The organism is Streptomyces sp. NPDC023573 (assembly GCF_055559735.1).
Window position 1 is genome coordinate 778,340 of the sequence record NZ_JBVHKB010000001.1, and the last position, 23,808, is coordinate 802,147.

At 72.2% G+C, this 23,808-nt stretch carries 20 protein-coding genes; 10 read left to right on the forward strand and 10 right to left on the reverse strand.

Features of this window, described 5'->3' with window-relative positions; translation table 11 throughout:
- Positions 1–16: 16 nt before the first annotated feature.
- Together ACZ32T_RS03565 and ACZ32T_RS03570 are read right to left on the reverse strand one after the other, a co-directional pair.
- The gene (locus ACZ32T_RS03565) at positions 17–1,327 is read right to left on the reverse strand and encodes a deoxyguanosinetriphosphate triphosphohydrolase (RefSeq protein ID WP_467262535.1); all 1,311 of its coding nucleotides are present in this window, start codon (positions 1,325–1,327) and stop codon (positions 17–19) included.
- Positions 1,328–1,363: 36 nt separating this feature from the next.
- Positions 1,364–2,269, reverse strand: a complete 906-nt coding sequence (locus tag ACZ32T_RS03570) for a sirohydrochlorin chelatase (protein WP_467262537.1) — start codon at positions 2,267–2,269, stop codon at positions 1,364–1,366.
- A gap of 217 nt (positions 2,270–2,486) precedes the next feature.
- Between ACZ32T_RS03570 and ACZ32T_RS03575 the strand changes: the two genes are divergently transcribed.
- Positions 2,487–3,239, forward strand: coding sequence for a SanA/YdcF family protein (locus ACZ32T_RS03575; RefSeq protein ID WP_467365158.1), 753 nt, complete (start codon positions 2,487–2,489; stop codon positions 3,237–3,239).
- A 67-nt stretch (positions 3,240–3,306) separates the two neighbouring features.
- On the forward strand, positions 3,307–5,382 hold the full coding sequence (locus ACZ32T_RS03580) for a molybdopterin oxidoreductase family protein (RefSeq protein WP_467262541.1): 2,076 nt from the start codon (positions 3,307–3,309) through the stop codon (positions 5,380–5,382).
- Between the two features lie 221 nt (positions 5,383–5,603).
- Here the strand turns inward: ACZ32T_RS03580 and cutA are convergent, their stop codons facing one another.
- Both cutA and ACZ32T_RS03590 read right to left on the reverse strand, forming a co-directional pair.
- Complete coding sequence (gene cutA, locus ACZ32T_RS03585) at positions 5,604–5,942, reverse strand: divalent-cation tolerance protein CutA (protein WP_467365160.1); 339 nt, start codon at positions 5,940–5,942, stop codon at positions 5,604–5,606.
- Between the two features lie 55 nt (positions 5,943–5,997).
- Positions 5,998–6,582, reverse strand: a complete 585-nt coding sequence (locus tag ACZ32T_RS03590) for an NADPH-dependent FMN reductase (RefSeq protein WP_467365162.1) — start codon at positions 6,580–6,582, stop codon at positions 5,998–6,000.
- A 68-nt stretch (positions 6,583–6,650) separates the two neighbouring features.
- Between ACZ32T_RS03590 and ACZ32T_RS03595 the strand changes: the two genes are divergently transcribed.
- From ACZ32T_RS03595 to ACZ32T_RS03610, 4 genes are all read left to right on the forward strand, one after another.
- Positions 6,651–7,445, forward strand: a complete 795-nt coding sequence (locus tag ACZ32T_RS03595) for an aminotransferase class IV (protein WP_467262547.1) — start codon at positions 6,651–6,653, stop codon at positions 7,443–7,445.
- A 28-nt stretch (positions 7,446–7,473) separates the two neighbouring features.
- A complete protein-coding gene (locus ACZ32T_RS03600; protein WP_467365665.1) occupies positions 7,474–7,950 on the forward strand; it encodes a DUF5990 family protein in 477 nt (158 codons plus the stop codon).
- Between the two features lie 367 nt (positions 7,951–8,317).
- A complete protein-coding gene (locus ACZ32T_RS03605; protein ID WP_467365164.1) occupies positions 8,318–9,007 on the forward strand; it encodes a hypothetical protein in 690 nt (229 codons plus the stop codon).
- A 61-nt stretch (positions 9,008–9,068) separates the two neighbouring features.
- On the forward strand, positions 9,069–9,701 hold the full coding sequence (locus ACZ32T_RS03610) for a class F sortase (RefSeq protein WP_467262551.1): 633 nt from the start codon (positions 9,069–9,071) through the stop codon (positions 9,699–9,701).
- Between the two features lie 48 nt (positions 9,702–9,749).
- Here ACZ32T_RS03610 and ACZ32T_RS03615 read toward each other — a convergent pair whose 3' ends face one another.
- Positions 9,750–10,538: a sulfite exporter TauE/SafE family protein gene (locus ACZ32T_RS03615; protein WP_467262553.1), complete on the reverse strand. Its 789-nt coding sequence runs from the start codon at positions 10,536–10,538 to the stop codon at positions 9,750–9,752.
- 138 nt (positions 10,539–10,676) lie between these two features.
- Here ACZ32T_RS03615 and ACZ32T_RS03620 point away from each other — a divergent pair, with 138 nt between their 5' ends.
- The 4 genes from ACZ32T_RS03620 to ACZ32T_RS03635 all read left to right on the forward strand — a co-directional run bounded on the left by ACZ32T_RS03620 (position 10,677) and on the right by ACZ32T_RS03635 (position 16,142).
- Positions 10,677–11,915, forward strand: coding sequence for an NAD(P)/FAD-dependent oxidoreductase (locus ACZ32T_RS03620; protein ID WP_467262555.1), 1,239 nt, complete (start codon positions 10,677–10,679; stop codon positions 11,913–11,915).
- Positions 11,915–14,500: a nitrite reductase large subunit NirB gene (gene nirB / locus ACZ32T_RS03625; RefSeq protein WP_467262557.1), complete on the forward strand. Its 2,586-nt coding sequence runs from the start codon at positions 11,915–11,917 to the stop codon at positions 14,498–14,500. Before ACZ32T_RS03620 ends, nirB begins: the two co-directional genes overlap by 1 nt.
- The gene (nirD, locus tag ACZ32T_RS03630) at positions 14,500–14,859 is read left to right on the forward strand and encodes a nitrite reductase small subunit NirD (RefSeq protein WP_356707647.1); all 360 of its coding nucleotides are present in this window, start codon (positions 14,500–14,502) and stop codon (positions 14,857–14,859) included. The genes nirB and nirD overlap by 1 nt, the downstream gene beginning before the upstream one ends.
- Positions 14,860–14,975: 116 nt before the next feature.
- Positions 14,976–16,142, forward strand: coding sequence for an alkaline phosphatase PhoX (locus tag ACZ32T_RS03635; RefSeq protein WP_467262559.1), 1,167 nt, complete (start codon positions 14,976–14,978; stop codon positions 16,140–16,142).
- A 47-nt stretch (positions 16,143–16,189) separates the two neighbouring features.
- Here ACZ32T_RS03635 and ACZ32T_RS03640 read toward each other — a convergent pair whose 3' ends face one another.
- From ACZ32T_RS03640 to ACZ32T_RS03660, 5 genes are all read right to left on the reverse strand, one after another.
- Entirely contained in the window at positions 16,190–16,612 is a 423-nt protein-coding gene (locus ACZ32T_RS03640; protein WP_467365166.1) for a VOC family protein, read from the reverse strand.
- Between the two features lie 180 nt (positions 16,613–16,792).
- The gene (locus tag ACZ32T_RS03645; protein WP_467262562.1) at positions 16,793–17,794 is read right to left on the reverse strand and encodes an ArsR/SmtB family transcription factor; all 1,002 of its coding nucleotides are present in this window, start codon (positions 17,792–17,794) and stop codon (positions 16,793–16,795) included.
- A gap of 546 nt (positions 17,795–18,340) precedes the next feature.
- The gene (gene ppdK, locus ACZ32T_RS03650; protein WP_467365169.1) at positions 18,341–21,052 is read right to left on the reverse strand and encodes a pyruvate, phosphate dikinase; all 2,712 of its coding nucleotides are present in this window, start codon (positions 21,050–21,052) and stop codon (positions 18,341–18,343) included.
- A gap of 574 nt (positions 21,053–21,626) precedes the next feature.
- Positions 21,627–22,775, reverse strand: a complete 1,149-nt coding sequence (dusB, locus tag ACZ32T_RS03655) for a tRNA dihydrouridine synthase DusB (RefSeq protein ID WP_356707653.1) — start codon at positions 22,773–22,775, stop codon at positions 21,627–21,629.
- Between the two features lie 45 nt (positions 22,776–22,820).
- Positions 22,821–23,756 (reverse strand): helix-turn-helix transcriptional regulator, encoded by a 936-nt coding sequence (locus ACZ32T_RS03660; protein ID WP_467262565.1) that lies wholly within the window; start codon positions 23,754–23,756, stop codon positions 22,821–22,823.
- Positions 23,757–23,808: the final 52 nt, after the last annotated feature.

Sequence of the window (23,808 nt, forward strand, 5' to 3'; positions counted from 1 at the left end):
CCGGCATGTGGCCCGGTCATGGTCCAGTCTGCCCAACACCCGTGAGACTTCCGTGGAGGGATCGTGCGGAGGCGTCCGTCAGCGCGGCGATCTGGTCGACGAGGACCCTCTTGCGGGCCCGGTCGTCGGCGGCCGCCGCGTACAGGGCACGGAACTGCGGTTCGAGTCCCTCGGGCGCGCGAGCGGTGAGCTCGGCGGCGAGCTCGGCGATGACGATCCGCTGATCGGCGCGGATGACCTCCTGCTCGGCGCGCTGCATGACGTAACGGTCCGCGACGGCTTTGAGTACGGCGCACTCGTTGCGCACCTCGCGCGGGACGATCAGCTGGGCGCCGTACCTGCCGAGCCGGCCGGGCCCGTACGCGGAATGGGTCGCGGCCTCGGCGGCGAGACAGAATCTGCCGATGAGCTGGCTCGTCGCGTCCTTCAGCCGGGCCTGGGCGACCGCCGTGCCGTCGTAGCCGTGCGGCCACCACTCCTGGGCGGTGAGCCGGTCGAGGGCGTCGGCGAGCTCCTGGGGGTCGGTGCCCGCCGGGACGTACCGTCCGATGGCGACGCCCCAGATCTCCGCGCGCTCCGGATCGGAGAAGAGGCAGCCGGGGTCGATGTGTCCGGCGTGCAGTCCGTCCTCGAAGTCGTGCACCGAGTAGGCGACGTCGTCGGACCAGTCCATGACCTGGGCCTCGAAGCAGGTGCCGTCCTGGGGCGCGCCCTCGCGGACCCAGGCGAAGACGGGCAGGTCGTCCTCGTACACCCCGAATTTCGGCGAGTCGGGGTCGGTGGGGTGTGCGCCCCGGGGCCACGGGTACTTCGTGGCGGCGTCCAGGGCGGCGCGGGTCAGATTGAGCCCGACGCTGACGAGTTCGCCGCTGCGGGGATCGCGGACGAAGCGCTTGGGTTCGAGGCGGGTCAGCAGACGCAGCGACTGCGCGTTGCCCTCGAAGCCGCCGCAGTCCGACGCGAAGTCGTTGAGGGCCTGCTCGCCGTTGTGCCCGAAGGGCGGGTGGCCCATGTCGTGGGAGAGACAGGCCGCCTCGACGAGGTCGGGATCGCAGCCGAGCGCGGCGCCGAGCTCCCGGCCGACCTGGGCGCACTCCAGGGAGTGGGTGAGCCGGGTGCGGGGGCTGGCGTCCCAGGACAGGCCGCGGGTGCCCGGAGTGACGACCTGGGTCTTGCCGGCGAGCCTGCGCAGGGCGGCGGAGTGGAGCACGCGGGCACGGTCGCGCTGGAAGGCCGTACGCCCGGGCCGTTTGTCGGGTTCGGTGTCCCAGCGCTCGGTGTCAGCGGTGCCGTAGGGCGTGTCCCTGGGGTCGTGCGTACCGTCCATGTTCCCGAGATTAGACGGACGGGCTGACAGGGCGGGTCAGGCGCTGGCGAGGAGGTGCGGGTGGGCCAGGGGGCCGTGCGCGGGGGCGGTGCGGGTCAGGGCCTGGTCGTAGCGGTGCAGCAGGAGGCGTGCCATGGCGGGGTGCGCCCCGAGCGGGGCGGCGGCGATGCCAGGGGCGGCGGCGGCCGAGACGGTCGCGAAGCGGCCGGGGGCCGTGAAGTACGAGGCGAGGGCCACCCGGTGGCGGCCACGGGCGGCGAGTGCGCGCAGGGCGGTGGGCACGTCGGGGGTGGCTGCCGAGGCGTAGGCGGGCACGACGGGAACTCCGCCGAGGCGGTCGCTGAGCATGGCGGCGGTGCGGCGCGCGTCGACGTCCGAATCGGGGTCGCGCGACCCGGCGGCGGCGAGCACGACGGCGGCGTCGCGGCTCGTGCCGTCCTCGTCACGCCAGCCGGCCTCGGCCAGTCGCTCGTACAGGGCCTCGACGAGCAGCGGATGCGGCCCGAGCGGGGCTGCCACCCGGGTCCGGAGGTGACCCGCGGCCGCCGCGGCGACGGGCAGGTCGTGCCGGACGTGGTGGCCGCGGCCGAGCAGCAGGGGCACGAGCACGGCGTCCCCGCGCCCGATGCCGTCCAGTGTGTCCGGCAGCAGGGGTTCGTTCAGCTCGATGTGACCGAGCCGGACGTCGAGGGCGGGCCGCAGCTCCCGTACCCGGTCCAGGAGCTCCAGGACGGTGCTCAGGGCCTGCGGGTCCCGGCTGCCGTGCGCGACGGCGACCAGGGTGGGTGCGGATCTCCGGATGCGGTGCATGGGCCTGCGGGTTCCGTTCGGGGAGACGAGGCTGAGCTGGGTTCCGAGCTGGGCGGTGATACGGGTCAGGAGTTGCGCCGTGCTGTCGAGGGGCAGGGACTCACGAGGGTGTTCCGGTGCCGTCTCCGTCATGGACCGATGGTGCCGGGCTGACGTTGCCGGGCCGTTTCGCACCGGTGACGGGTGTTTGCCTCTGCCTCACAGGGTGGGGGGACCGGGTGTCAGTGGGCGTTCACACCGGCGGGTGAATTCGGATCGGCCGCGAACCTTTCGCCCCCGTCGTTCGTCCCTTTCCTGAGGGATTTCGTTCCTTCCTGAGAGATCCGGTACGAGCGCGGGGGGCGCGGGCATGCGGCTGTGGACACCGGGAGGGCTCCGCCATGTGGGGCGCGCGGTGCTGAGGAGGCTCGCCGCGCGGCCGCGGCTGCCGCGGACGCGGCGGGGGCAGCGGCGGCTGGTGCAGGCGGTCATGGTCGTCTGCACGGTGGCGCTGGTGCCTGCGGCGTGGCTGCACACCACGGCCGACGCCCGGGTGCGGACGGCGGCGGACGCCCCGGCGCGGGAGGTCGCCGTGGTCTTCGGGGCCGGGCTGTGGGAGGGCCGGCCGTCGCCGTATCTCGCGCACCGGCTGGACACCGCCGCCGAGCTGTTCAGGACGGGCAAGGTCCGGGCCCTGCTGGTCACCGGGGACAACAGCCGCGTGGAGTACGACGAACCGGATGCCATGCGCACGTATCTCAGGGAGCGCGGGGTGCCGGACGGCCGGATCGTCAGCGACTACGCGGGCTTCGACACCTGGGACTCCTGCGTCCGGGCCAAGAAGATATTCGGGGTCGACCGGGCCGTCCTGGTGAGCCAGGGCTTCCACATACGCCGCGCGATCGCCCTGTGCCGCTCGGCGGGGATCGACGCGTACGGGGTGGGGGCCGACGACGTACACGACGTCACCTGGTACTACGGCGGGGCGCGGGAGGTGTTCGCGGCGGGCAAGGCGCTCCTGGACGTGGTCTTCGAGCCGGACCCGCACTTCCTGGGCCCACGGGAGCCGGGCATGGCGGAGGCGCTCGCCGGTGACCTCACGGCGGCGGGCGGGGCGGGCTGAGGTGTGCGTACCGGGGGCGTAACCGGACGCACCGGCACTCGTAATACCCGCCTCGCACGCTGGGGGCATGGCCCGCACCGAGACGTCCACCCACTGCCCGTACTGCGCGCTCCAGTGCGGGATGAAGCTTCGACCGGTCACCGACGGAGGGGTGGTCGAGGTCGTGGAGCGTACGGAATTCCCCGTCAACCGGGGAGCCCTGTGCGGCAAGGGGCGCACGGCCCCCGCCGTACTCGCCGCCGGGGTGCGGCTGACGGGTCCCCTCGTGCGCGATGTGGGCGGTGAGCTGGCGCCGGCGAGCTGGGAAGAGGCGCTGGAGAGGATCGCGGACGGGCTGCGCGGGACGCGTGCGGAACACGGCGCGGACGCCGTGGGTGTCTTCGGCGGCGGCGGGCTGACGAACGAGAAGGCGTACGCCCTCGGAAAGTTCGCCCGGGTGGTGCTCGGCACCTCGCAGATCGATTACAACGGCCGCTTCTGCATGTCCTCGGCGGCCGCAGCGCACCAGCGTGCCTTCGGCCTCGACCGGGGACTGCCGTTCCCGCTGGAGGACATCCCCCGGACCGGGTGCGTGATCCTGGTCGGCTCGAATCTCGCGGAGACGATGCCGCCCGCGCTGCGCTATCTCACCGAGCTGCGGGAGAACGGCGGCCGGCTGATCGTCATCGACCCGCGCCGGACCAGGACCGCCGAGCAGGCGGATCTGCACCTGGCGCCCCGGCCGGGCACCGACCTCGCCCTCGCGCTGGGCATGCTGCATATGGTCGTGGCGGACGGGCGGGTGGACGAGGAGTTCGTCCGTGCCCGGACGAGCGGCTGGGACGAGGCCAGGGCGGGTGCGATGGCGCACTGGCCGGAGCTGGTGGAGCGCCTCACCGGGGTGCCGGTGCCGCAGCTGCGCGAGGCCGTGGAGATGTTCTGCGGGGCGGAGAGCGGGATGGTGCTCACCGCACGGGGTCCCGAGCAGCAGTCGAAGGGAACGGACACGGTCGGCGCGTGGATCAACTTCTGTCTGGCCACCGGCCGGGCGGGCCGTCCACTGTCCGGGTACGGCTGCCTGACCGGCCAGGGCAACGGACAGGGCGGCCGGGAACACGGCCAGAAGGCCGACCAGCTGCCCGGCTACCGCAAGCTCACCGATCCGGCCGCGCGGCGCCATGTGGCCGGGGTCTGGGGCGTCGACCCCGATTCCCTGCCGGGGCCGGGGCGCAGTGCGTACGAGCTGCTGGACGCGCTGGGGCGGGATGTGCGCTCGCTGCTGGTCATGGGTTCCAACCCGGTCGTGTCGGCGCCGCACGCGGGGCACATCGAGGAGCGGTTGAAGTCGCTCGACTTCCTGGCGGTCGCGGATGTGGTGCTGTCGGAGACGGCGGCGCTCGCCGATGTGGTGCTGCCGGTGACGCAGTGGGCTGAGGAGAGCGGGACGACGACCAGCCTGGAGGGCCGGGTGCTGCTGCGGCAGCGCGCGGTCACCCCGCCGGTGGGGGTGCGCAGCGACCTGGAGGTGCTGAACGCGCTGGCCGGCCTCCTGGGGCACGGGAAGGGCTTTCCGGCTGACCCGGAGGAGGTCTTCGACGAGCTGCGGAGGGCCTCGGCGGGTGGTCCGGCCGACTACGCGGGCATCACCTACGCCCGGATCGCGGCGGAGGACGGGGTGTTCTGGCCCTGCCCGGACGAGGAGCACGCCGGGACGCCGAGGCTGTTCCTGGAGCGGTTCGCCACGGACGACGGGCGGGCCCGGTTCGTGCCCGTCACGCACCGGGCAGCCGCGGAGGAGACGGACGCGGAGTACCCGGTGGTGCTGACCACCGGGCGGGTCGTGTCCCAGTACCAGTCGGGGGCGCAGACCCGCCGGGTGCCCGAGCTGAACGCAGCCGCCCCCGGGCCGTTCGTCGAGCTGCATCCCCGGCTCGCCGAGCGGATCGGGGTGGTCGAGGGCGAGGACGTCGCGGTCACCTCTCGGCGGGGGCGGGCGGTGGCACCGGCGCGGATCACCGTGGGGATCCGGCAGGACACCGTGTTCATGCCGTTCCACTGGCCGGGCGCGGGCCGGGCCAACTCCCTGACGAACCCGGCGCTGGACCCGGTGTCACGCATGCCGGAGTTCAAGGTGTGCGCCGTGCGGGTGGAGGCGGCCGGCTGAGCCGGTCACCGCCCGGTACGAGTGTGCCGCCGGCGCGCAGGGAGCGGGCGACGGCCGCGTCGGCGAGGCAGCCCCGGGCACGCACGGGCTCGACGGAGACGGGGCCCACGGACCCGGACCCGGACCCGGCGAAGCCTGACCCGCCGCACCCTGCCCCCTGGAGCCGGGTCTCACAGCGCCGGACCCGCCGGACCAAGGGCGGCCGGGCGGCCGGGCGGCCGTCACAGCGTCGCGTCGGGCGCCGTCTCCGCGGCCACCCAGGCGAGGTAGCGGTCGCTGCCACGCACGACGGGTGTCGCGATGATCTCGGGTGTCTCATAGCCGTGGGCCACGACGAGGTGGGCCTCCAGCTCGTCGTAGCGCACGGCCGTCGTCTTGAACAGCACCTGCCATTCCTCGGCGGTCTCGACGGCTCCCTGCCACCGGTAGACGGAGGTGACGGGCGCCGAGATCTGGGCGCAGGCGGCGAGCCGCGCGTCCACCGCGCCCCGGGCCAGCGCCTGAGCCTTCTCCTCGCTGTCCGTCGTGGTCAGTACGGTCAGCCATGCGGGCTCGGTCATCCCGGGGTCTCCTCGTTCTCGGCGTCCGTCCCCCCGATTGTCGGCGCTCGCGGGCTCAGCCGGCGTACGGGTGCCGGATCCTGGCCTCGCGCAGGGCGCGGCCCCACCAGACCAGCTGGTCGAGCATCTTCTTGGCCGCCCCGCCTACCTGGTCCGGGTCCCTGTGTACGCCCCGGTCGTCGAAGAGCGCGCCCGCGTTGTGGAAGGAGACCGTGTCGCGGACGGAGACGGCGTGCAGTTCGGCGAAGACCTGGCGGAGGTGTTCGACGGCCCGCAGGCCGCCGGAGATCCCGCCGTACGACACGAAGGCGACCGGCTTGGCCTGCCATTCGGTGAAGTGCCGGTCGATGAGGTTCTTCAGCGGGGCCGGGTAGGAGTGGTTGTACTCGGGGGTCAGTACGACGAAGGCGTCGGCGTGTGCCAGCCGGGGGGCCACTTCGGCGGCGGCGGCCCCGGCGGCAGGCGGTTCGGTCCCGGCGACATCGATCAGCTCGGTCTCGACGTCCGGGTGGCCGGCGGCCCGCGCCAGGAACCATTCGGCGACGACGGGCCCGAAGCGGCCCTCGCGGTTGCTGCCGAGGATGACGGCGACCTTCAGCGGGGCGTCGGACGGGGCGGGAAAAGCTGTGGTGAGGTCCATGCACCACAGACTCACACCTCAATCATGATTGAGGTCAAGCGCCGGGGCGGACACCTACGCTGGAGGTCATGACGATCTTCGCACCGGACCTCTACGCCGAGTTCGACGGTCGCCCCGCCACCGGGGACGACCTGCGCATCCCTGCGTTCGCGAGCTACGGCCACTTCACCGCGATGCAGGTCAGGGACCGCACCGTACGAGGTCTCGCGCTGCATCTGGACCGGCTGGACTCCGCGAACCGCGAGCTGTTCGGATTCCCGCTCGCCGCGGAGCGCGTGCGCGAACTGATCGGGCACGCGCTCGACGGTGCCAGGAGATACGACGCGTCGGTCCGGGTCCACGGCTTCATGCCACCGGGGAGCACGGCGCCGGTGTCCATGGTGACGGTGCGGGGGCCGGTCCCGGAGGACCGTACGCCGCGCAGCCTGATGTCGGTCCCGTTCGCGCGCTCCCTGCCGCACATCAAGCGCCCCGGCGAGTTCTGCCAGGTCTACTACGGGCAGCAGGCCCGTCGGGCGGGATTCGACGAGGCACTGCTGACCTCACCGGGCGGCATGGTCACCGAGGGATCGATCACCAACATCGGCTTCTGGGACGGCGCCTCGGTCGTCTGGCCGGACGCCCCGGCGCTGACCGGCATCACGATGACACTGCTGGAGAGCGGACTCGCACGGACGGACCGGCCCTCGGTACGGCGTGGAGTGACGCTGGACGGGCTGGACGCGTACCGGGCGGCGTTCGTCACCAACTCGCTGGGCATCGCGCCGGTCCACCGGATCGACGACACGCCCTTCGCCGTCGACGAGGACCTGATGACCCTGCTCGGCCGGGTGTACGAGACCGCCCCTCGCGAGGCCGTCTGACCATCCCGGCATGCGGGAGCATGGGGCCATGCAGATCCATATCGAAGCATCGGAACTCCCGGGCCGCACCTGCGGCCCCGACACCGACTTCGCCGGTTTCGACAACATCCACGTCGGCGTGCAGCGCAAGGACCGGCCCGGCGAACTGCTCGGCCTGCACCCGGGCGACGCGGCCCGCGCTTCCTGGACCCTGGACTGCACCGCCGTATCCACCGCGGAGGGGGTCGAGGTGTCGGGGCCGTACGTCCAGGACCGGCTCGGGGGGCGCTTCGTCTATCTGTCCTGGGGCACCGTGGACGACTCCGGCCTCTTCACGATGTTCCGCCGCGCCAAGCTGATGATGAGCGACATCGGCACGGAGGTCCTGGAGGCGGCGTCACGGACGGGACACCTCACCGCGCGGCTGCGCCTGACCGACGGCAAGGGACAGCCGCGGTGCGCCCGCGTGCGCCCGCCGGACATCGAGTGGTCCGCGACGGACAGGACCGGCCCTCGGGGAAGCTGAGCCGAGGGGGAACGTCACCGAGAATGACACCACCCTCACCGGTCCCGGGGGGGGGGTGGGCCGGTGAGGGCGGTTGCCGTGGGGCCGGCGAGGGGCTGCCGTCCCGTGGGGGGGGTAGAGACCGTGTGCCCGGCCGAGGGAGACCCATTCGTGTGATCTGCGTCACACCTCCTCCTGGAGGCGGGTCACCCGATCGGCACCGGACCGGGCGATCCTCGAACTCACCGCCGCGACCTGCGCGGGGCCGGCCGGGCGGGCGCGTGCCCGGGTCCGTACGGGTGAAAGCTGACCCCGCGTCAGCATGCGGGCAGGGGCCGGGGCCCCTTACCTCGGAGGCAGGACACATCCGTCTGCCCGGAGGATTCCCATGCGCAGCCCTGCCCGCCTCGTGACCGGTACCGCCGCCGCGGCCCTCACCGCCGCCGCGCTCGGCCTCGCCGTCCCGTCCGCGCACGCGGCCGGCCTCGGCAGACCGGAGCTCACCGCGGCGACGGCCGCGCCGGGCCCGGCGGAGTGCGCGGCCGAGGAGGGATCGGCCGGCGTGGACGCGGCCGCCTTCTGCGAGAACGGCGGGGCGGCCGACGAACCGGGGGCGCTCGAAGACCTGGAGGCGGGGGACCCGGGACCGGCCGACGGTCCGGATCCGCTCGCGGGTCTGGAGACGGCCGAGGATCCGGCAGCGGTTCCGGGGGCCTCCTGGCCGGAGACGGAGGGTGAGGGCGAGGGGGAGGACGAGGCCGGCACAGGGACCGGGGCCGAGGCCGGAACGCTCCAGCGGCCCGGGACCGACACGGGGACAGCACCCGGAACGGGAAACCGGCCCGAACCCCCGCACACGACCGACCCCGGATCCGGGAAGCCGCCCGTGCCGCCGGGGCACAGGCCCACGGCCACGCCCAGCCCCAGCCGGCCCTCCGGCCACGTCGGGACGGGTGTCGGCGGCAGCGCCGCCCCCGACACCGCCCAGCTCGCCGCCGGCGCCGGCCTCGTCGGGGCGGCGGCCGTCAGCGGTCTCCTGCTCGTGCGCCGCCGCCGCGCCGACGGTCCGCGTCACTGAGGACGGCCCGCGTCACCGAGCGCGGCACCCGGCACCCAGGACGACCGGCGAAGGACGGGACGTGGACAGGACGGCACTGAGAGCGAGGGCCTGGCTGGCGGGCGTCGCCGCACTGTGCGGCATATGGCTGGTCCACAACGGCGCGGCCATCCGGACCGCCGCCCCCCAGCCTGCCACCGCCGAGGCCTTCGCGGCGGGCCCCGAGGTGCGCCCCGGCACCCGGGTCGCCGACCCGCTGCGCCCCTCCGAGCCTGTCAGGATCCGCATCCCCGGCATCGGTGTGGACGCGCCCATGACGGGGCTCGGGCTGACCGCGGACGGCAGCCTCGACGCACCGCCGGCCGGGAACCGCAATCTCGCGGGCTGGTTCGAGGGCGGCACACCACCCGGCGCCAAGGGCACCGCGATAGTGGCCGGTCATGTCGACAACGCCGAGGGGCCGTCCGTGTTCTACGGCCTGGGGTCCCTGAAGAAGGGGGCCGGGGTCGAGATCGACCGCGGGGACGGCAGCACCGCGGTCTTCTCGGTCGACGCGGTCGAGGTGTACGAGAACGACGAGTTCCCCGACAAACGCGTCTACGGCGCCACTCCGCACGCCTCCCTGCGGCTGATCACCTGCGGCGGCGACTTCACCCGCGAGACGGGCTACCAGGGCAACGTGGTGGCGTACGCCCACCTCACCGAGGTGCGCTGACCGGGCCGTGCGCCCGGTCCGGCGCCGCCCGCCGCCGGACCGTTCGCCTCAGGCCGTCCACTGGTCGAAGCCCAGCTTGGCGACCAGCGAGAACACCACGACCAGCAGCACCCCGCGGACGAAGTCGCTGCCCTTCCTGAGCGCCATCCGCGCCCCGAGCATCCCGCCGGCCAGATTGAATACGGCCATCAGCGCGGCCAGCTGCCACAGGACGGTGCCCTGGTAGGCGAACATCGCCAGCGCCCCGCCGTTGGTGCAGACGTTCACGATCTTGGCGGTCGCGGAGGCGGTGACCAGGTCGAGGTGGAGCACCGCGGTCAGCGCCAGCACCAGGAAGGTGCCCGTGCCCGGCCCGAAGAGCCCGTCGTAGAAACCGATGCCTCCGCCCACCAGCACGATCGCGGTGACGGTACGGGCCCTGGTGACCTTCTTCCCCGTGTCGCCGGCCGCCGCCGTGCCGAAGGACGGGCGCAGCATCACGAAGGCCGCGACCGCGAGCAGCACCACCATGATCACCGGACGCAGGACGTCGCTGCTGATGCCCGCGGCGAAGAAGGCACCCGTCATCGATCCCACGAGCGCCATGAGCCCGATCCGCACGGCGGTGCCCACCCGCACCGGCGCCTTGCGTACGTAGGTCACGGCGGCGCCCGAGGTGCCGACGATGGCGACGGCCTTGTTGGTGCCGAGCACGTGTGCGGCGGGGACGTGCGGGAGGCCCAGCAGCAGTGCGGGCAGGAGGAGCAGCCCGCCGCCGCCCACCACCGCGTCGATCCAGCCGGCCACGGCGGCGGCCAGGCAGAGCAGGACGAGGGTGGTCAGCGTTATCTCGGGCACGTCCGCGACCTTATAGGTGTCCAGGCCAACCAGTCGCCCGGCCCTCACAGAGGGCCTCCGTGCGTGCTGAGCGCAAGGTTCCTCCCGGGAAACAGGAGGGATGCGGTCGGGTAACACCCGCCGCGCACTCTCATGGGCATGAGGACACAGACGGAGAACGCGGCACGGGTGGTGGTGATCGGCGCCGGGATGGCGGGCGCGCGGCTCGCCGCCCGGGTCCCCGGTGTCACCGTCATCGGCGAGGAGGCGCACGCACCGTACAACAGGGTGCTGCTGGCCGAGGTGCTCGCCGGCAGGTACGAGCCGGACGTCATCGCGCTGCCGCCCGCCGAGGTGCGGCGCGGGGTGCGGGTCGTGCGGATCGACCGGGCGGAGCGGCTGGTGCACTGCGACGACGGCGGTGTCGTCGGGTACGAGCGCCTGGTGCTGGCCACCGGTTCCAACCCGGTGCTGCCGCCGCTGCGGGGCCTCGGCCACACGCTGCCCGACGGGGTGCACCCGTTCCGCACGCTCGACGACTGCCTGGCCCTGCGTGCCGCGGTACGCCCCGGCGTGCGCGCCGTCGTCATCGGCGGCGGGCTCCTCGGGGTGTCGGCCGCCCGCGCTCTCGCCGAGTGCGGCGCCCAGGTGGTGCTGGCCCAGCAGGGCGAGCACCTCATGGAGCGGCAGCTGGACGCCGAGGCGGCCGGGATGCTGCGCCGCCACCTGGAGGCCCTCGGCGTCGAGGTGCACACCGAGTGCCGGGTGCGGGGACTGCGCTGCACCGACGGGGAGACCCCGGCGGTGCGCGCCGTGGAGATGGCCGACGGCTACGAGCTGGAGGCCGAGATCACGGTGCTGGCCTGCGGCGTCCGCCCCCGGGCGGGTCTGGCGCAGGCGGCCGGTCTGGAGGTCCGCAAGGGCATCGTCGTCGACGACGAGCTGCGCACCTCGGACCCGTACATCCATGCCGTGGGCGACTGCGCCGAACACGCCGGGACGGTCTACGGGCTGGCGGGTGCCGCGCTCGAACAGGCCGACGTCCTGGCCGAGGTGCTGGCGGGCCGTCCCGCCCGCTACGGGGGCACCAGGGCCCTGACCAGGCTCACCCTGCGCTCCCCCGCCGCGGCCCCCGTCACCGCCGGGGCCGCCGGCGGGCTCGATCTGGCCGCCTTCGGCGACTCCCGCCCGATGCCCGGCGACGACGTGATCCGGCTGGCCGACGCCACCCGGGGCGCCTACCGCACGGTCGTCGTCCGGGGCGACCGGCTGGCGGGCGGGGTGCTGTTCGGCGATCTCGCCGCGGTCGGCACCCTCGCCCGGACCTGGCAGGACGACGACGCCCTCCCCGCCGACATGTCCCTGCTCCACCTGCTCACCAACGACGGAGGCTTCTGATGCCGGTGTCCACTCCCCCGACCGCCCCCACCGCAGGCGTGCCGACGATCGTGGTCGTCGGGCACGGCATGGTCGGGCAGCGGTTCCTGGAAGCGCTCGCCGACCGCGGCCTGACCGCCGCCGCGGGCACCGCCAGGGTCGTCGTCCTCTGCGAGGAGCCCCGACCCGCGTACGACCGGGTGCAGCTCACCTCGTACTTCTCCGGGAAGACCCCGGAGGACCTCTCACTCGTCGAGCCGGACTTCATGGCGCGCCACGGCATCGAACTGCGCGTCGGTGACCCGGCCGAGAGCGTCGACCGTGAGGCGCGCACCGTCACCGCGCGCTCCGGGGAGACCTTCTCCTACGACACGCTGGTACTGGCCACCGGCTCGTACCCCTTCGTCCCGCCCGTCCCCGGCAAGGACGCCGAGGGCTGTTTCGTCTACCGCACCATCGAGGACCTCCTCGCGATCGAGGAGTACGCGAAGACCGCGAAGACAGGCGCGGTCGTCGGCGGCGGGCTCCTCGGCCTGGAGGCCGCGGGCGCGCTGAAGGGGCTCGGACTCGACACGCACGTCGTGGAGTTCGCCCCCCGGCTGATGCCGGTCCAGGTCGACGACGGCGGCGGCGCGGCCCTGCTGCGCACCATCGAGAACATGGGCCTCTCCGTCCACACGGGTGTCGGCACCCAGGAGGTCACCTCGGGCGAGGACGGCCGGGTCGACGGCATGTCCCTGTCGGACGGCTCCTCGCTGGAGACCGACCTCGTGGTCTTCTCCGCCGGTGTACGCCCCCGGGACCAGCTGGCCCGCGACTGCGGACTGGCGGTCGGCCCGCGCGGCGGCATCGTCGTCGACGAGGAGTGCCGCACCTCGGACAGCGCCGTCTTCGCGATCGGCGAGTGCGCGCTGGCCTCGGACGGCCGGGTCTACGGGCTGGTGGCGCCGGGTTACGAGATGGCGCTGGCGGTCGCCGAGGTGATCGCGGGCAACGCGGCCTCCTTCACCGGCGCCGACCTCTCGACGAAGCTGAAGCTCCTCGGCGTGGACGTCGCCTCCTTCGGTGACGCGCACGGCGCGGCCGAGGGCTGCCTCGACGTCGTCTACGCGGACTCCCGCTCGGGTGTCTACAAGAAGCTGGTGATCGGCCAGGACGGCACGCTCCTCGGCGGTGTCCTGGTCGGTGACGCCGACCAGTACGGCACGCTGCGGCCGATGACCGGCACGGTCCTGCCCGTCGCCCCGGAGCAGCTGGTGCTGCCGGCCGGTGCGGGCGGCCCGGTCACCCTCGGCCCGTCCTCGCTGCCCGACGAGGCCGTGATCTGCTCCTGCCACAACGTCACGAAGGGCGCGATCTGCGAGCACACCACGCTGCCCGAGGTGAAGAAGTGCACCAAGGCCGGCACGGGCTGCGGAAGTTGCGTCAAGGTCATCGGCCAGCTGCTGCCGCAGCCCGAGGACCAGGGACTGTGCGGCTGCTTCGCGTACACCCGCAGCGAGCTGTACGAGATCGTCCGCACCCTCGGTGTCACCACGTACGCCGGCCTCCTCGACTCGCACGGCCGCGACGCGGCCCGCGGCGGGGACGGCTGCGAGGTCTGCAAGCCCACCGTCGGCTCGATCATCGCCTCGCTCGCCCCGACGGTCGGTGCGAGCGGCTACGTCCTGGACGGCGAGCAGGCGGCCCTCCAGGACACCAACGACCACTTCCTCGCCAACCTCCAGCGCAACGGCTCCTACTCGATCGTGCCGCGTATCCCGGGCGGTGAGATCACCCCGGAGAAGCTGATCGTGATCGGGGAGGTGGCCCGGGACTTCGGCCTCTACACGAAGATCACCGGCGGCCAGCGGATCGACCTGTTCGGCGCCCGCGTCGACCAGCTGCCGCTGATCTGGACGCGCCTGGTGGACGCGGGCTTCGAGTCCGGGCACGCGTACGGGAAGTCGCTGCGCACGGTCAAGTCCTGCGTGGGGCAGACCTGGTGCCGCTACGGCGTGCAGGACTCGGTGAAGATGGCGATCGACCTGGAGCTGCGCTACCGGGGCCTGCGCTCGCCGCACAAGCTGAAGTCGGCGGTCTCGGGCTGCGCCCGCGAGTGCGCGGAGGCCCGGGGCAAGGACTTCGGGATCATCGCCACCGCGCAGGGCTGGAACCTCTATGTGGGCGGCAACGGCGGCGCGACCCCGCGCCACGCCGACCTGCTCGCCCAGGACCTCTCGGACGCCGAACTGGTGCGCCTCATCGACCGGTTCCTGATGTTCTACATCCGCACGGCGGACCGCCTGGAGCGCACCTCGACCTGGCTGGACCGCATCGAGGGCGGCCTGGACCACGTGCGCGACGTCGTCGTCCACGACTCGCTCGGCCTCTGCGACGAGCTGGAGCGACTGATGGCCGACCACGTCCGCGGCTACCGCGACGAGTGGGCCGAGACCATCAACGACCCGGAGCGGCTGCGGCGCTTCGTCACCTTCGTCAACGCCCCCGACGCACCCGACCCCTCGGTCAGGTTCGTCCCGGAGCGCGACCAGGTCAAGCCCGACCTGGACATCCTCGCGGGCCCCGTGCTTGCCATCCGTACTCTCGAAGGGACTCCCTCCTGATGACGACCCAGGCGATGGAAACGGCGCAGGACACCCGGACGATCCAGCTCGCGGACGGGGACGGCTGGCTGACGGTCTGCGACCGCGCGCTGCTGACCCCGGGGCGGGGCGTGGCGGCCCTCCTCCCGGACGGCCGGCAGGTCGCGCTGTTCGTGGACCGCGCGGGCCGGGCGTACGCGATCGACAACCGCGACCCGTTCACCGGTGCGTACGTCCTCTCCCGCGGCCTGGTCGGCTCCGCGGGCGGGCGGCCGTTCGTCGCGTCTCCGCTGCTGAAGCAGCGCTTCGACCTGGAGACGGGCGCCTGCCTGGACGACGACGACGTCACCGTGCCGGTCTTCCCGGTCCGGGGGGACTGACTGCGCTCCGTTCATCAGCTGTTGACGCACCGTCAACTACGCGCCTCTACAGTCCTGACGTTCGACCCGCCGGGCCGCCCGGTCCGGTGGGCCCGCACGTCACCCGTGGAGTGATCGTGGAACGTCGGACCTTCTTGCGCACAGCGGTGATCGGCAGCTCGGCGGCGGCTTTCGGCGGCACCCTGTGGCGGGGTGCCGCCTTCGCGGATCCGGCCCAGCCGGCCGCGGGCCCCTACGGTGCGCTGCAGGCGGCGAACAGCAACGGCATCCTGCTGCCGAGCGGCTTCACGAGCAGGATCATCGCCCGCTCGGGGCAGACCGTCCCCGGCACCTCGTACACCTGGCACAGGGCCCCCGACGGCGGTGCCACCTTCACCGACGGCAGCGGCTGGATCTACGTCTCCAACGCGGAGGTGTCCGCGAGCAGCGGCGGCGGGGCGAGCGCGGTGCGCTTCGACTCCTCGGGGACCGTCACCTCGGCCTACCGGATCCTGTCCGGCACGAACACCAACTGCGCGGGCGGACGGACCCCCTGGAACACCTGGCTCTCCTGCGAGGAGGTCACCCGCGGCTTCGTGTACGAGACCGACCCGTGGGGGGTGAACGCCGCGGTGCAGCGCCCCGCGATGGGCCGGTTCAAGCACGAGGCCGCGGCCGCGGACCCCGACCACGGCTACGTCTATCTGACCGAGGACGAGACGGACGGCCGCTTCTACCGCTTCCGCCCCGCCACCTGGGGCAACCTCTCGTCCGGCACGCTCCAGGTGCTGGTGGCGGGCACCGGCACCTCCGGCCCGGTGACCTGGACGACCGTTCCCGATCCGGACGGATCGCCCACCCAGACTCGCTACCAGGTCTCCGGCGCCAAGGTGTTCAACGGCGGCGAGGGCTGCTTCTACGCGGCGGGCACCTGCTGGTTCACCACCAAGGGCGACAACCGGGTGTGGGCGTACGACGCGAACACCTCGTCCCTCTCGCTCGCCTACGACGACTCGCTCGTCACGGGCGGCGGCGCCCCGCTGACCGGCGTCGACAACGTCACCCGTGCCGCCTCCGGTGACCTGTACGTCGCGGAGGACGGCGGGAACATGGAGATCTGCCTGATCACCCCGGACGACACCGTCGCCCCGTTCCTGCGGATCAGCGGCCAGTCGGGTTCGGAGATCACCGGTCCGGCCTTCTCACCGGACGGCCGGCGGCTCTACTTCTCCTCGCAGCGCGGCACCAGCGGGAGCTCGTCCGGCGGTATCACCTACGAGGTCACGGGGCCGTTCCGCGGCTGAACGGGCTCCCGGGGCGGCTGCGACACCGCCGCCGCCCCGCACCGCCTTCAGGCCTGGCCGCCGTTGGCCACCGCCTCGGGGGACATCCACATGACCTCCCAGATGTGGCCGTCGGGGTCCTGGAACGAACGGCCGTACATGAAGCCCTCGTCCATGGGGTCGTTGGCGGGCGACCCGCCGTTGGCGAGCGCGGCGTCGGCCATCTCGTCGACCTTCTCGCGGCTCTCCGCGCTCAGGGCGAGGAGGACCTCGGTCGTTCTCGACGCGTCGGCGATCTCCTTCTTGGTGAACTCCTTGAAACGCGGCTCACTGATGAGCATCGAGAAGATCGTGTCGCTGATGACCAGACACGCCGTCGTCTCGTCGCTGAACTGCGGGTTGAATCCGAAGCCGAGCTTCGAGAAGAAGTTCTTCGACGTCTCGAGGTCCTTGACCGACAGGTTCACGAAGATCATCTGAGGCTGGGTCATGATGTGTTCCACTCTTCCGTCCGGCACCCTGGTGCTGCCGCGCGCTCCGTACGAGCGCTTACGAGAGGTGGACGACGGCGGTGCCCAGAACTCATCGCTCCCGGCGAGGGCAGCTGCCCGCGGGGAATGAAGGCCTGGCCACGCCGAAGGCCCTCCAGGAGGACGGGCCCCGCTGACCGGTCAGGGCACGGCGAGCGGGGCTCCACCCCTGAGCAGGGCGGAGCCCAGCGGGGTGAGGGTGTGCAGGACCGAGCTGCCGTGGCGCAGGGTGCGGACCAGGCCGGCCTCGCGCAGCACACAGGCGTGCTGGCTCGCCGAGGCCAGGGACACCCCGGTCCTGCGGGCCAGTTCACTCGTCGTGCAGCCGTTGCCTATGGACCGCAGGACCGCCGAGCGGGTGTGGCCCACGAGCCGGCCGAGCCACGGGCCGGGTTCGGCGTAGGACGGGGCGCCGGGGTGGGTGACCGGGTAGACGAGGACCGGCGGGAGGCACGGGTCGCGGTAGACGACGGGGGTACCACGGCAGAAGTACGACGGCTGGAGGAGCAGGCCCCGCCCGTCGAGGCGCAGTTCCCGGTCGACCGGGTAGTCCGCCTCCAGCACGGGGGCCCGCCAGCGGATCATCGGCGGCAGGGTGGCCAGGAGCTCGTCCGCGCCGCCGTCCAGCAGCGCGCGGCCCCGGACGGCGCGGTCGGCCTCGACGCTCGCCCGGATGTGCGGCCAGTACGGCTCGACCGCGGCGCGGTGATAGGCGCGCAGCGTGGAGATGAGCCGCCCCAGCGGCTCCGTACGCCCCTCGGCGAGCGCCTCCGCCAGGGCGCCGCCCGGGGGCCGTCGCGCGCGGGGGGCGTTCCCCGCCAGCAGTCCGATCTCCTCCCGGACGCGGTCCGCGGGGGTGTCGCGCAGGGCCTCCATCCCGGCGTCGAGCCCGAATGGCTCGGCGCCTGCCCCGGCAGGCGTCAGGAAGTCGGGGAAATAGCCTCGCGGCGGGACGACCGCGGACAGCAGACGCGCTTCACCATTCAACCGGGTACGGGATTCCTTCCGCCATTTCCCGAAGACCGTGGAACCCCGCCGGTCTCTCAGCCGGTGAAAGCTGAGAACGGTCTCCCACATCGCGTCCGGCCTCGTGGCCATCCGCACACGCGAAAGGTCCACCCCGGACACATGGATACGCAGCACCGATCCCCCACCTGTTGCACCCGCAATTGCCCCCACCGAAGCGTATGCGCGGCGTCACAGGAGGTCACCACGGGGTTTCGGCCACAGTTGAAATGTCTCGCCCGTATCCCCGCCGACCGAAAGGCTGTACGACGTCGGGTGCGCATCCGGCGTCACCGAAAGAGCGGGTGAGGGCCGTGGGGGGCTTCACCTGTTCGGCGGCGGTGAGCGACGGTGCGGCTCCGTACCCGGCAGGGGTAAGCGGGTGCGGCCCGGGGGTGGGGATCCCCGGGCCGCACCCGGTCCGTACACCCCTGGTTTGCGCACCGAACGGTGAAAAGCCGGCCGCCTTGAATGGTTCGAATTTCAATTGATGCGGCGTTCAATCGGTTCGCCGCGAATTGGCTCGGTGTTCATCGGTTCCGCGTCCCGATGACGAAGCGGCGGCACCCCCGCACAGGGTGCCGCCGCTTCCGGGAAATCCGGTTCCCGCCGGGGGACCGGTGAGGGTCCGCGATGGTCCGCCGACGGGTGTCCGGAGTCGTGGCGGTCGTCGGCCGCCGGGTCTCAGCGGCTGTCGCTGCCCCGCGATTCGGCCGCCGCCCGGCCCGCTTCCAGCCGGGCGACCGGAATGCGGAACGGCGAGCAGGAGACGTAGTCCAGGCCCACCTCGTGGAAGAAGTGCACCGACTCCGGGTCCCCGCCGTGCTCACCGCAGATGCCGAGCTTGAGGTCCGGGCGGGTGGCCCGGCCCGCTTCCACGGCGCTGCGCACGAGGGAGCCCACCCCGTCCTTGTCGATCGTCTCGAACGGCGACACCCCGAAGATGCCCTTCTCCAGGTACGCGGTGAAGAACGAGGCCTCCACGTCGTCACGGGAGAAGCCCCACACCGTCTGGGTGAGGTCGTTCGTGCCGAAGGAGAAGAACTCGGCGGCCTCGGCGATCTGACCGGCGGTCAACGCGGCACGGGGCAGCTCGATCATCGTGCCGATGCTCAGCCTCAGCTGTGTGCCGGTGGCCGCCTCGACCTCGGCGATGACGCCGTCGGCCTCCTCGCGGACGATCTCCAGCTCCTGGACCGTGCCGACGAGCGGGATCATGATCTCGGCGCGCGGGTCGCCCTTGGCGTTCTTGCGCTCCGCCGCCGCCTCGGCGATCGCCCGGACCTGCATCGCGAACAGCCCCGGGATGACCAGGCCGAGACGGACACCGCGCAGACCCAGCATCGGGTTCTGCTCGTGCAGCTTGTGCACGGCCTGCAGGAGGCGCAGGTCGTTCTCGTTGGCGTCCTTGCGGGACTCGGCGAGGGCGACCCGCACGGAGAGCTCCGTGATGTCGGGCAGGAACTCGTGCAGCGGCGGGTCGAGCAGCCGTACGGTGACGGGCAGCCCGTCCATCGACTCGAACAGCTCGATGAAGTCGGCCTTCTGGAGCGGCAGCAGCGCCGCCAGCGCGGCCTCGCGCTCGTCGTCGGTGTCCGCGAGGATCAGCTTCTCGACCATCTCGCGGCGCTCACCGAGGAACATGTGCTCGGTGCGGCACAGCCCGATGCCCTGGGCGCCGAAGCGGCGCGCCCGCGAGGCGTCCTCGGCGTTGTCCGCGTTCGCCCGTACCCGCAGCCGGCGCACCCGGTCGGCGTACGCCATGATCCGGTGCACGGCGGCGACGAGCTCGTCGGCGTCGTCGGCGCCCGCGTGCATGCGGCCCTCGAAGTACTCGACGACCGGGGAGGGTACGACCGGTACCTCGCCGAGGTACACCTTGCCGGTGGAACCGTCCACGGAGACGAGGTCGCCCTCCTCCACGACGGTGTCCCCGACCGTGAGCCGGCGGCGCTTGGTGTCGACCTCGATCTCCTCGGCGCCGCAGACACAGGTCTTGCCCATGCCGCGGGCGACGACGGCGGCGTGGGAGGTCTTGCCGCCGCGCGAGGTCAGGATGCCCTCGGCGGCGATCATGCCGTCGAGGTCGTCGGGGTTGGTCTCCCGGCGGATCAGGATGACCTTCTCGCCCGACCGCGACCACTTGACCGCGGTGTAGGAGTCGAAGACGGCCTTGCCGACGGCAGCGCCCGGCGAAGCGGCGATCCCGCGCCCGAGCAGGACGGTGGTGGCCGCGTCGTCGAAGCGGGGGAACATCAGCTGCGCGAGCTGGGCGCCGTTGACCCGCTGCAGCGCCTCGGCCTCGTCGATGAGGCCCTGGTCGACGAGCTGGGTGGCGATGCGGAAGGCGGCACCGGCGGTGCGCTTGCCGACCCGGGTCTGGAGCATCCAGAGCTGGCCGCGCTCGATCGTGAACTCGATGTCGCAGAGATCCTTGTAGTGGGTCTCCAGCGTCTCCATGATCTTCATCAGCTGGTCGTACGACGTCTTGTCGATGGACTCCAGCTCGGCGAGCGCCACCGTGTTGCGGATGCCCGCGACGACGTCCTCGCCCTGCGCGTTCTGGAGGTAGTCGCCGTAGACGCCCTGGTGGCCGCTGGCCGGGTCACGGGTGAAGGCGACGCCCGTACCGGAGTCGGGGCCGAGGTTGCCGAAGACCATCGAGCAGATGTTGACGGCCGTGCCGAGGTCGCCGGGGATGCGCTCCTGGCGGCGGTAGAGCTTGGCCCGGTCGGTGTTCCACGAGTCGAAGACCGCCTTTATGGCCAGGTCCATCTGGTCGCGGGGGTCCTGCGGGAAGTCGCGCCCCGCGTCCCGGGTGACGATCTTCTTGAACTCCTTGACCAGCTTCTTGAGGTCGGCGGCGTCCAGGTCCACGTCGACGGTGACGCCCTTGGCCTCCTTGGCGGCCTCCAGCGCCTCCTCGAAGAGATCGCCGTCGACCCCGAGCACGGTCTTGCCGAACATCTGGATGAGGCGGCGGTACGAGTCCCAGGCGAAGCGCTCGTCGCCGGCCTGGGCGGCGAGACCCACGACCGAGGCGTCGGAGAGACCGATGTTGAGGACCGTGTCCATCATGCCGGGCATCGAGAACTTCGCGCCCGAGCGGACGGAGACCAGCAGCGGGTCGTCGGCCTGGCCGAGGTTCTTGCCCATCCGCTTCTCGAGCGCTTCGAGGTGCGCGCTGACCTCGTCGCGCAGCTCGGCCGGCTCGTCACCGCTGTCGAGGTAGACCTTGCAGGCCTCGGTGGTGATGGTGAAGCCCGGAGGGACGGGCAGCCCGAGATTGGTCATCTCGGCGAGGTTGGCACCCTTGCCGCCGAGAAGATCTTTCAGATCCTTGTTGCCCTCGGTGAAGTCGTAGACGAACTTCTGGGGATCTTTGTGTTCCGACACGGGTCTCGACTCCTCGAGGACGCGGTGGCTGCCCTGACGGCGAGGAACATACCCAGATCGAAGGTGTCTGGGTACGGCCACTTGCGCGTCATGAGGGCTCAACCACCCGTCCGCCAGCAGATCGAAAGTAACGCGCCGGTACACAACAGGGAGGAGGCGCGTTCACCTCTTGGAGGCATCACCACGATGAGTACACGACATGGTGCGCATCGATGACGCAGGGTGAGGGATGCTTTGATCGATCAAAGTAAACTCACCTGGCACCCAGTGCCGTCATTTGAGAAGTACAGCAACCAAAAAAGCGCTCATCTGAGCCAAGCGCCCCTCAGGGGTGGCGAGAATCACGCCTGGACCCGCGCTCAGATGTCACCATCCGGACGCTCGCGCGCCGACGAACGGTCACCGCGAGGCCACTCGTGGCGCACACAGCGTCACCACCTGACCTCTTGAAGAGAGCGGGCACACACCCCTGTCGCGGAATCGTGTGGGAACGCACCGCATCCCAGCAGAAATGCCCGCTCATATGAGCGGGCATTTCGTGGGGCACTCGGTGCCCCGGCGTGGAGTCGGCCGCTCAGCCGCCCGAAGTGTCCAGCTCGGCCTCGGCGCCCACGCCCGCGCAGTCGTACGGGTCCTTGAGCCAGCCGTCCGGCAGCGCCACCCGGTTGTTGCCGGAGGTACGGCCACGGGGGCCGTCCGCGCCGTCCGGCCAGGGCTGGTCCAGGTCGAGTTCCTGGAGCTGGCCGCCCAGCTCCTCCAGCGACGAGGTGACCGCGAGCCTCCTGCGCATGTCCGAGCCGACCGCGAAGCCCTTGAGATACCACGCCACGTGCTTGCGGAAGTCGATCACGCCCCGGCTCTCGTCGCCGATCCACTCCCCCAGCAGCGTCGCGTGGCGCAGCATGACGTCCGCGACCTGGCGCAGGGCGGGCGCCTGACGCGTCCCCGTGCCCTCGAAGGCGCTCACCAGGTCACCGAAGAGCCAGGGGCGCCCGAGACAGCCACGGCCCACGACGACGCCGTCGCAGCCCGTCTCACGCATCATCCGCAGGGCGTCGTCGGCGCTCCAGATGTCGCCGTTGCCGAGGACGGGGATCTCGGGGACGTGCTCCTTGAGGCGCGCGATGGCGTCCCAGTCGGCCGTGCCGCCGTAGTGCTGGGCGGTGGTCCTGCCGTGCAGGGCGACCGCCGTGATGCCTTCCTCGACGGCGATGCGGCCCGCGTCGAGATAGGTGGTGTGGTCGTCGTCGATGCCCTTGCGCATCTTGATGGTGACCGGGAGGTCGCCCGCCTGCGCCACGGCCTCGCGGAGGATCGCGCGCAGCAGGGGCCGCTTGTACGGGAGCGCGGAGCCGCCGCCCTTGCGGGTGACCTTGGGGACGGGGCAGCCGAAGTTCAGGTCGATGTGGTCGGCGAGGTCCTCGTCGACGATCATGCGGACCGCCTTGCCGACGGTGACCGGGTCCACCCCGTACAGCTGGATGGAGCGGGGGGTCTCGCTCGCGTCGAAGTGGATGAGCTGCATGGTCTTCTCGTTGCGCTCGACCAGCGCCCGCGTCGTGATCATCTCGCTGACGAACAGTCCCTTGCCGCCCGAGAACTCTCGGCACAGGGTGCGGAAGGGCGCGTTGGTGATGCCGGCCATGGGGGCGAGCACGACCGGCGGCTGCACGGTGTGCGGGCCGATCCGGAGCAGCGGGAGGGCGGGGGCGAGCGTGGTCATGGCCCCATTGTCCCGTACGCCACCGCGGCGCGGATGCCCGCCCGCTCAGGCCCCGGCGGCGGATCCCGTGAGGGCCCCTGCGCGCGGTTCGGCGAGGGGCTCCGAGGAGGCCCCGGCCCGGGGCTCCGCGAGCACGGACTCCATCAGCCGCTCCAGTCCCAGCCGTGACTCCTCGTCCGAGGGGACGTACGTCACCATGCGCGGTCCCGCCGAGGGGCCGAGCCACAGGTCGGTGTGGTCGAGCCTGAGCAGACCGACCCGGGCGTTACGGAAGATCTTGGTGCGGTTCGAGGGTCCGACGACCTCGTGCCGGGCCCAGATCTCGCCGAATTCGGGCGACGCGGCCTCCAGACGCCGCAGCAGGGCCTTCCAGGCGGGCTCGGCGAGGTGCTCCGCCATGGAGGCGCGGAATTTGGCGGCCATCACCCGGTGCATGGCGGGCAGATCGACGACGGAGGCGCGCCAGTCCTCGTCGGTGTAGGCGAGCAGCATGCAGTTGCGGTCCTCGGGGGCGACGGCGTCCAGGTCGCACAGCAGCCGGCCGTAGGTGCGGTTGTACGCGAGGATGTCGTACCGGCTGTTCTGGATGCAGGCCGGGAAGGGCTCCAGGCGCCTGAGCATCTCGTGGAAGGCCGGGGTGATGCCCGTGCAGTCCGAGCCCGGCGCCGGGTCGACGGCCCCGGCGAGGGAGAAGAGGTGGCTGCGTTCGCTGCGGTCGAGCAGCAGGGCGCGGGCCAGGGAGTCGAGGACCTGCGGGGAGACCTGGATGTCGCGGGCCTGCTCCAGCCACGTGTACCAGGTGACGCCGACGGCCGAGAGCTGGGCGACCTCCTCGCGGCGCAGCCCGGGGGTGCGCCTGCGGCGGCCGCGCGGCAGACCGACCTGCTCGGGGGTGATCCGCTCACGGCGGCTGCGGAGGAACCCGGCGAGCTCGTGCCGCCGGATGTCGGTCTCGGGTGCCTCGGTCGCCACGGTCGTCATGCTCCCAGCGTGCCCAATGCCCCGGCGTATTGCCAGGTGCTCCGTGTACCAG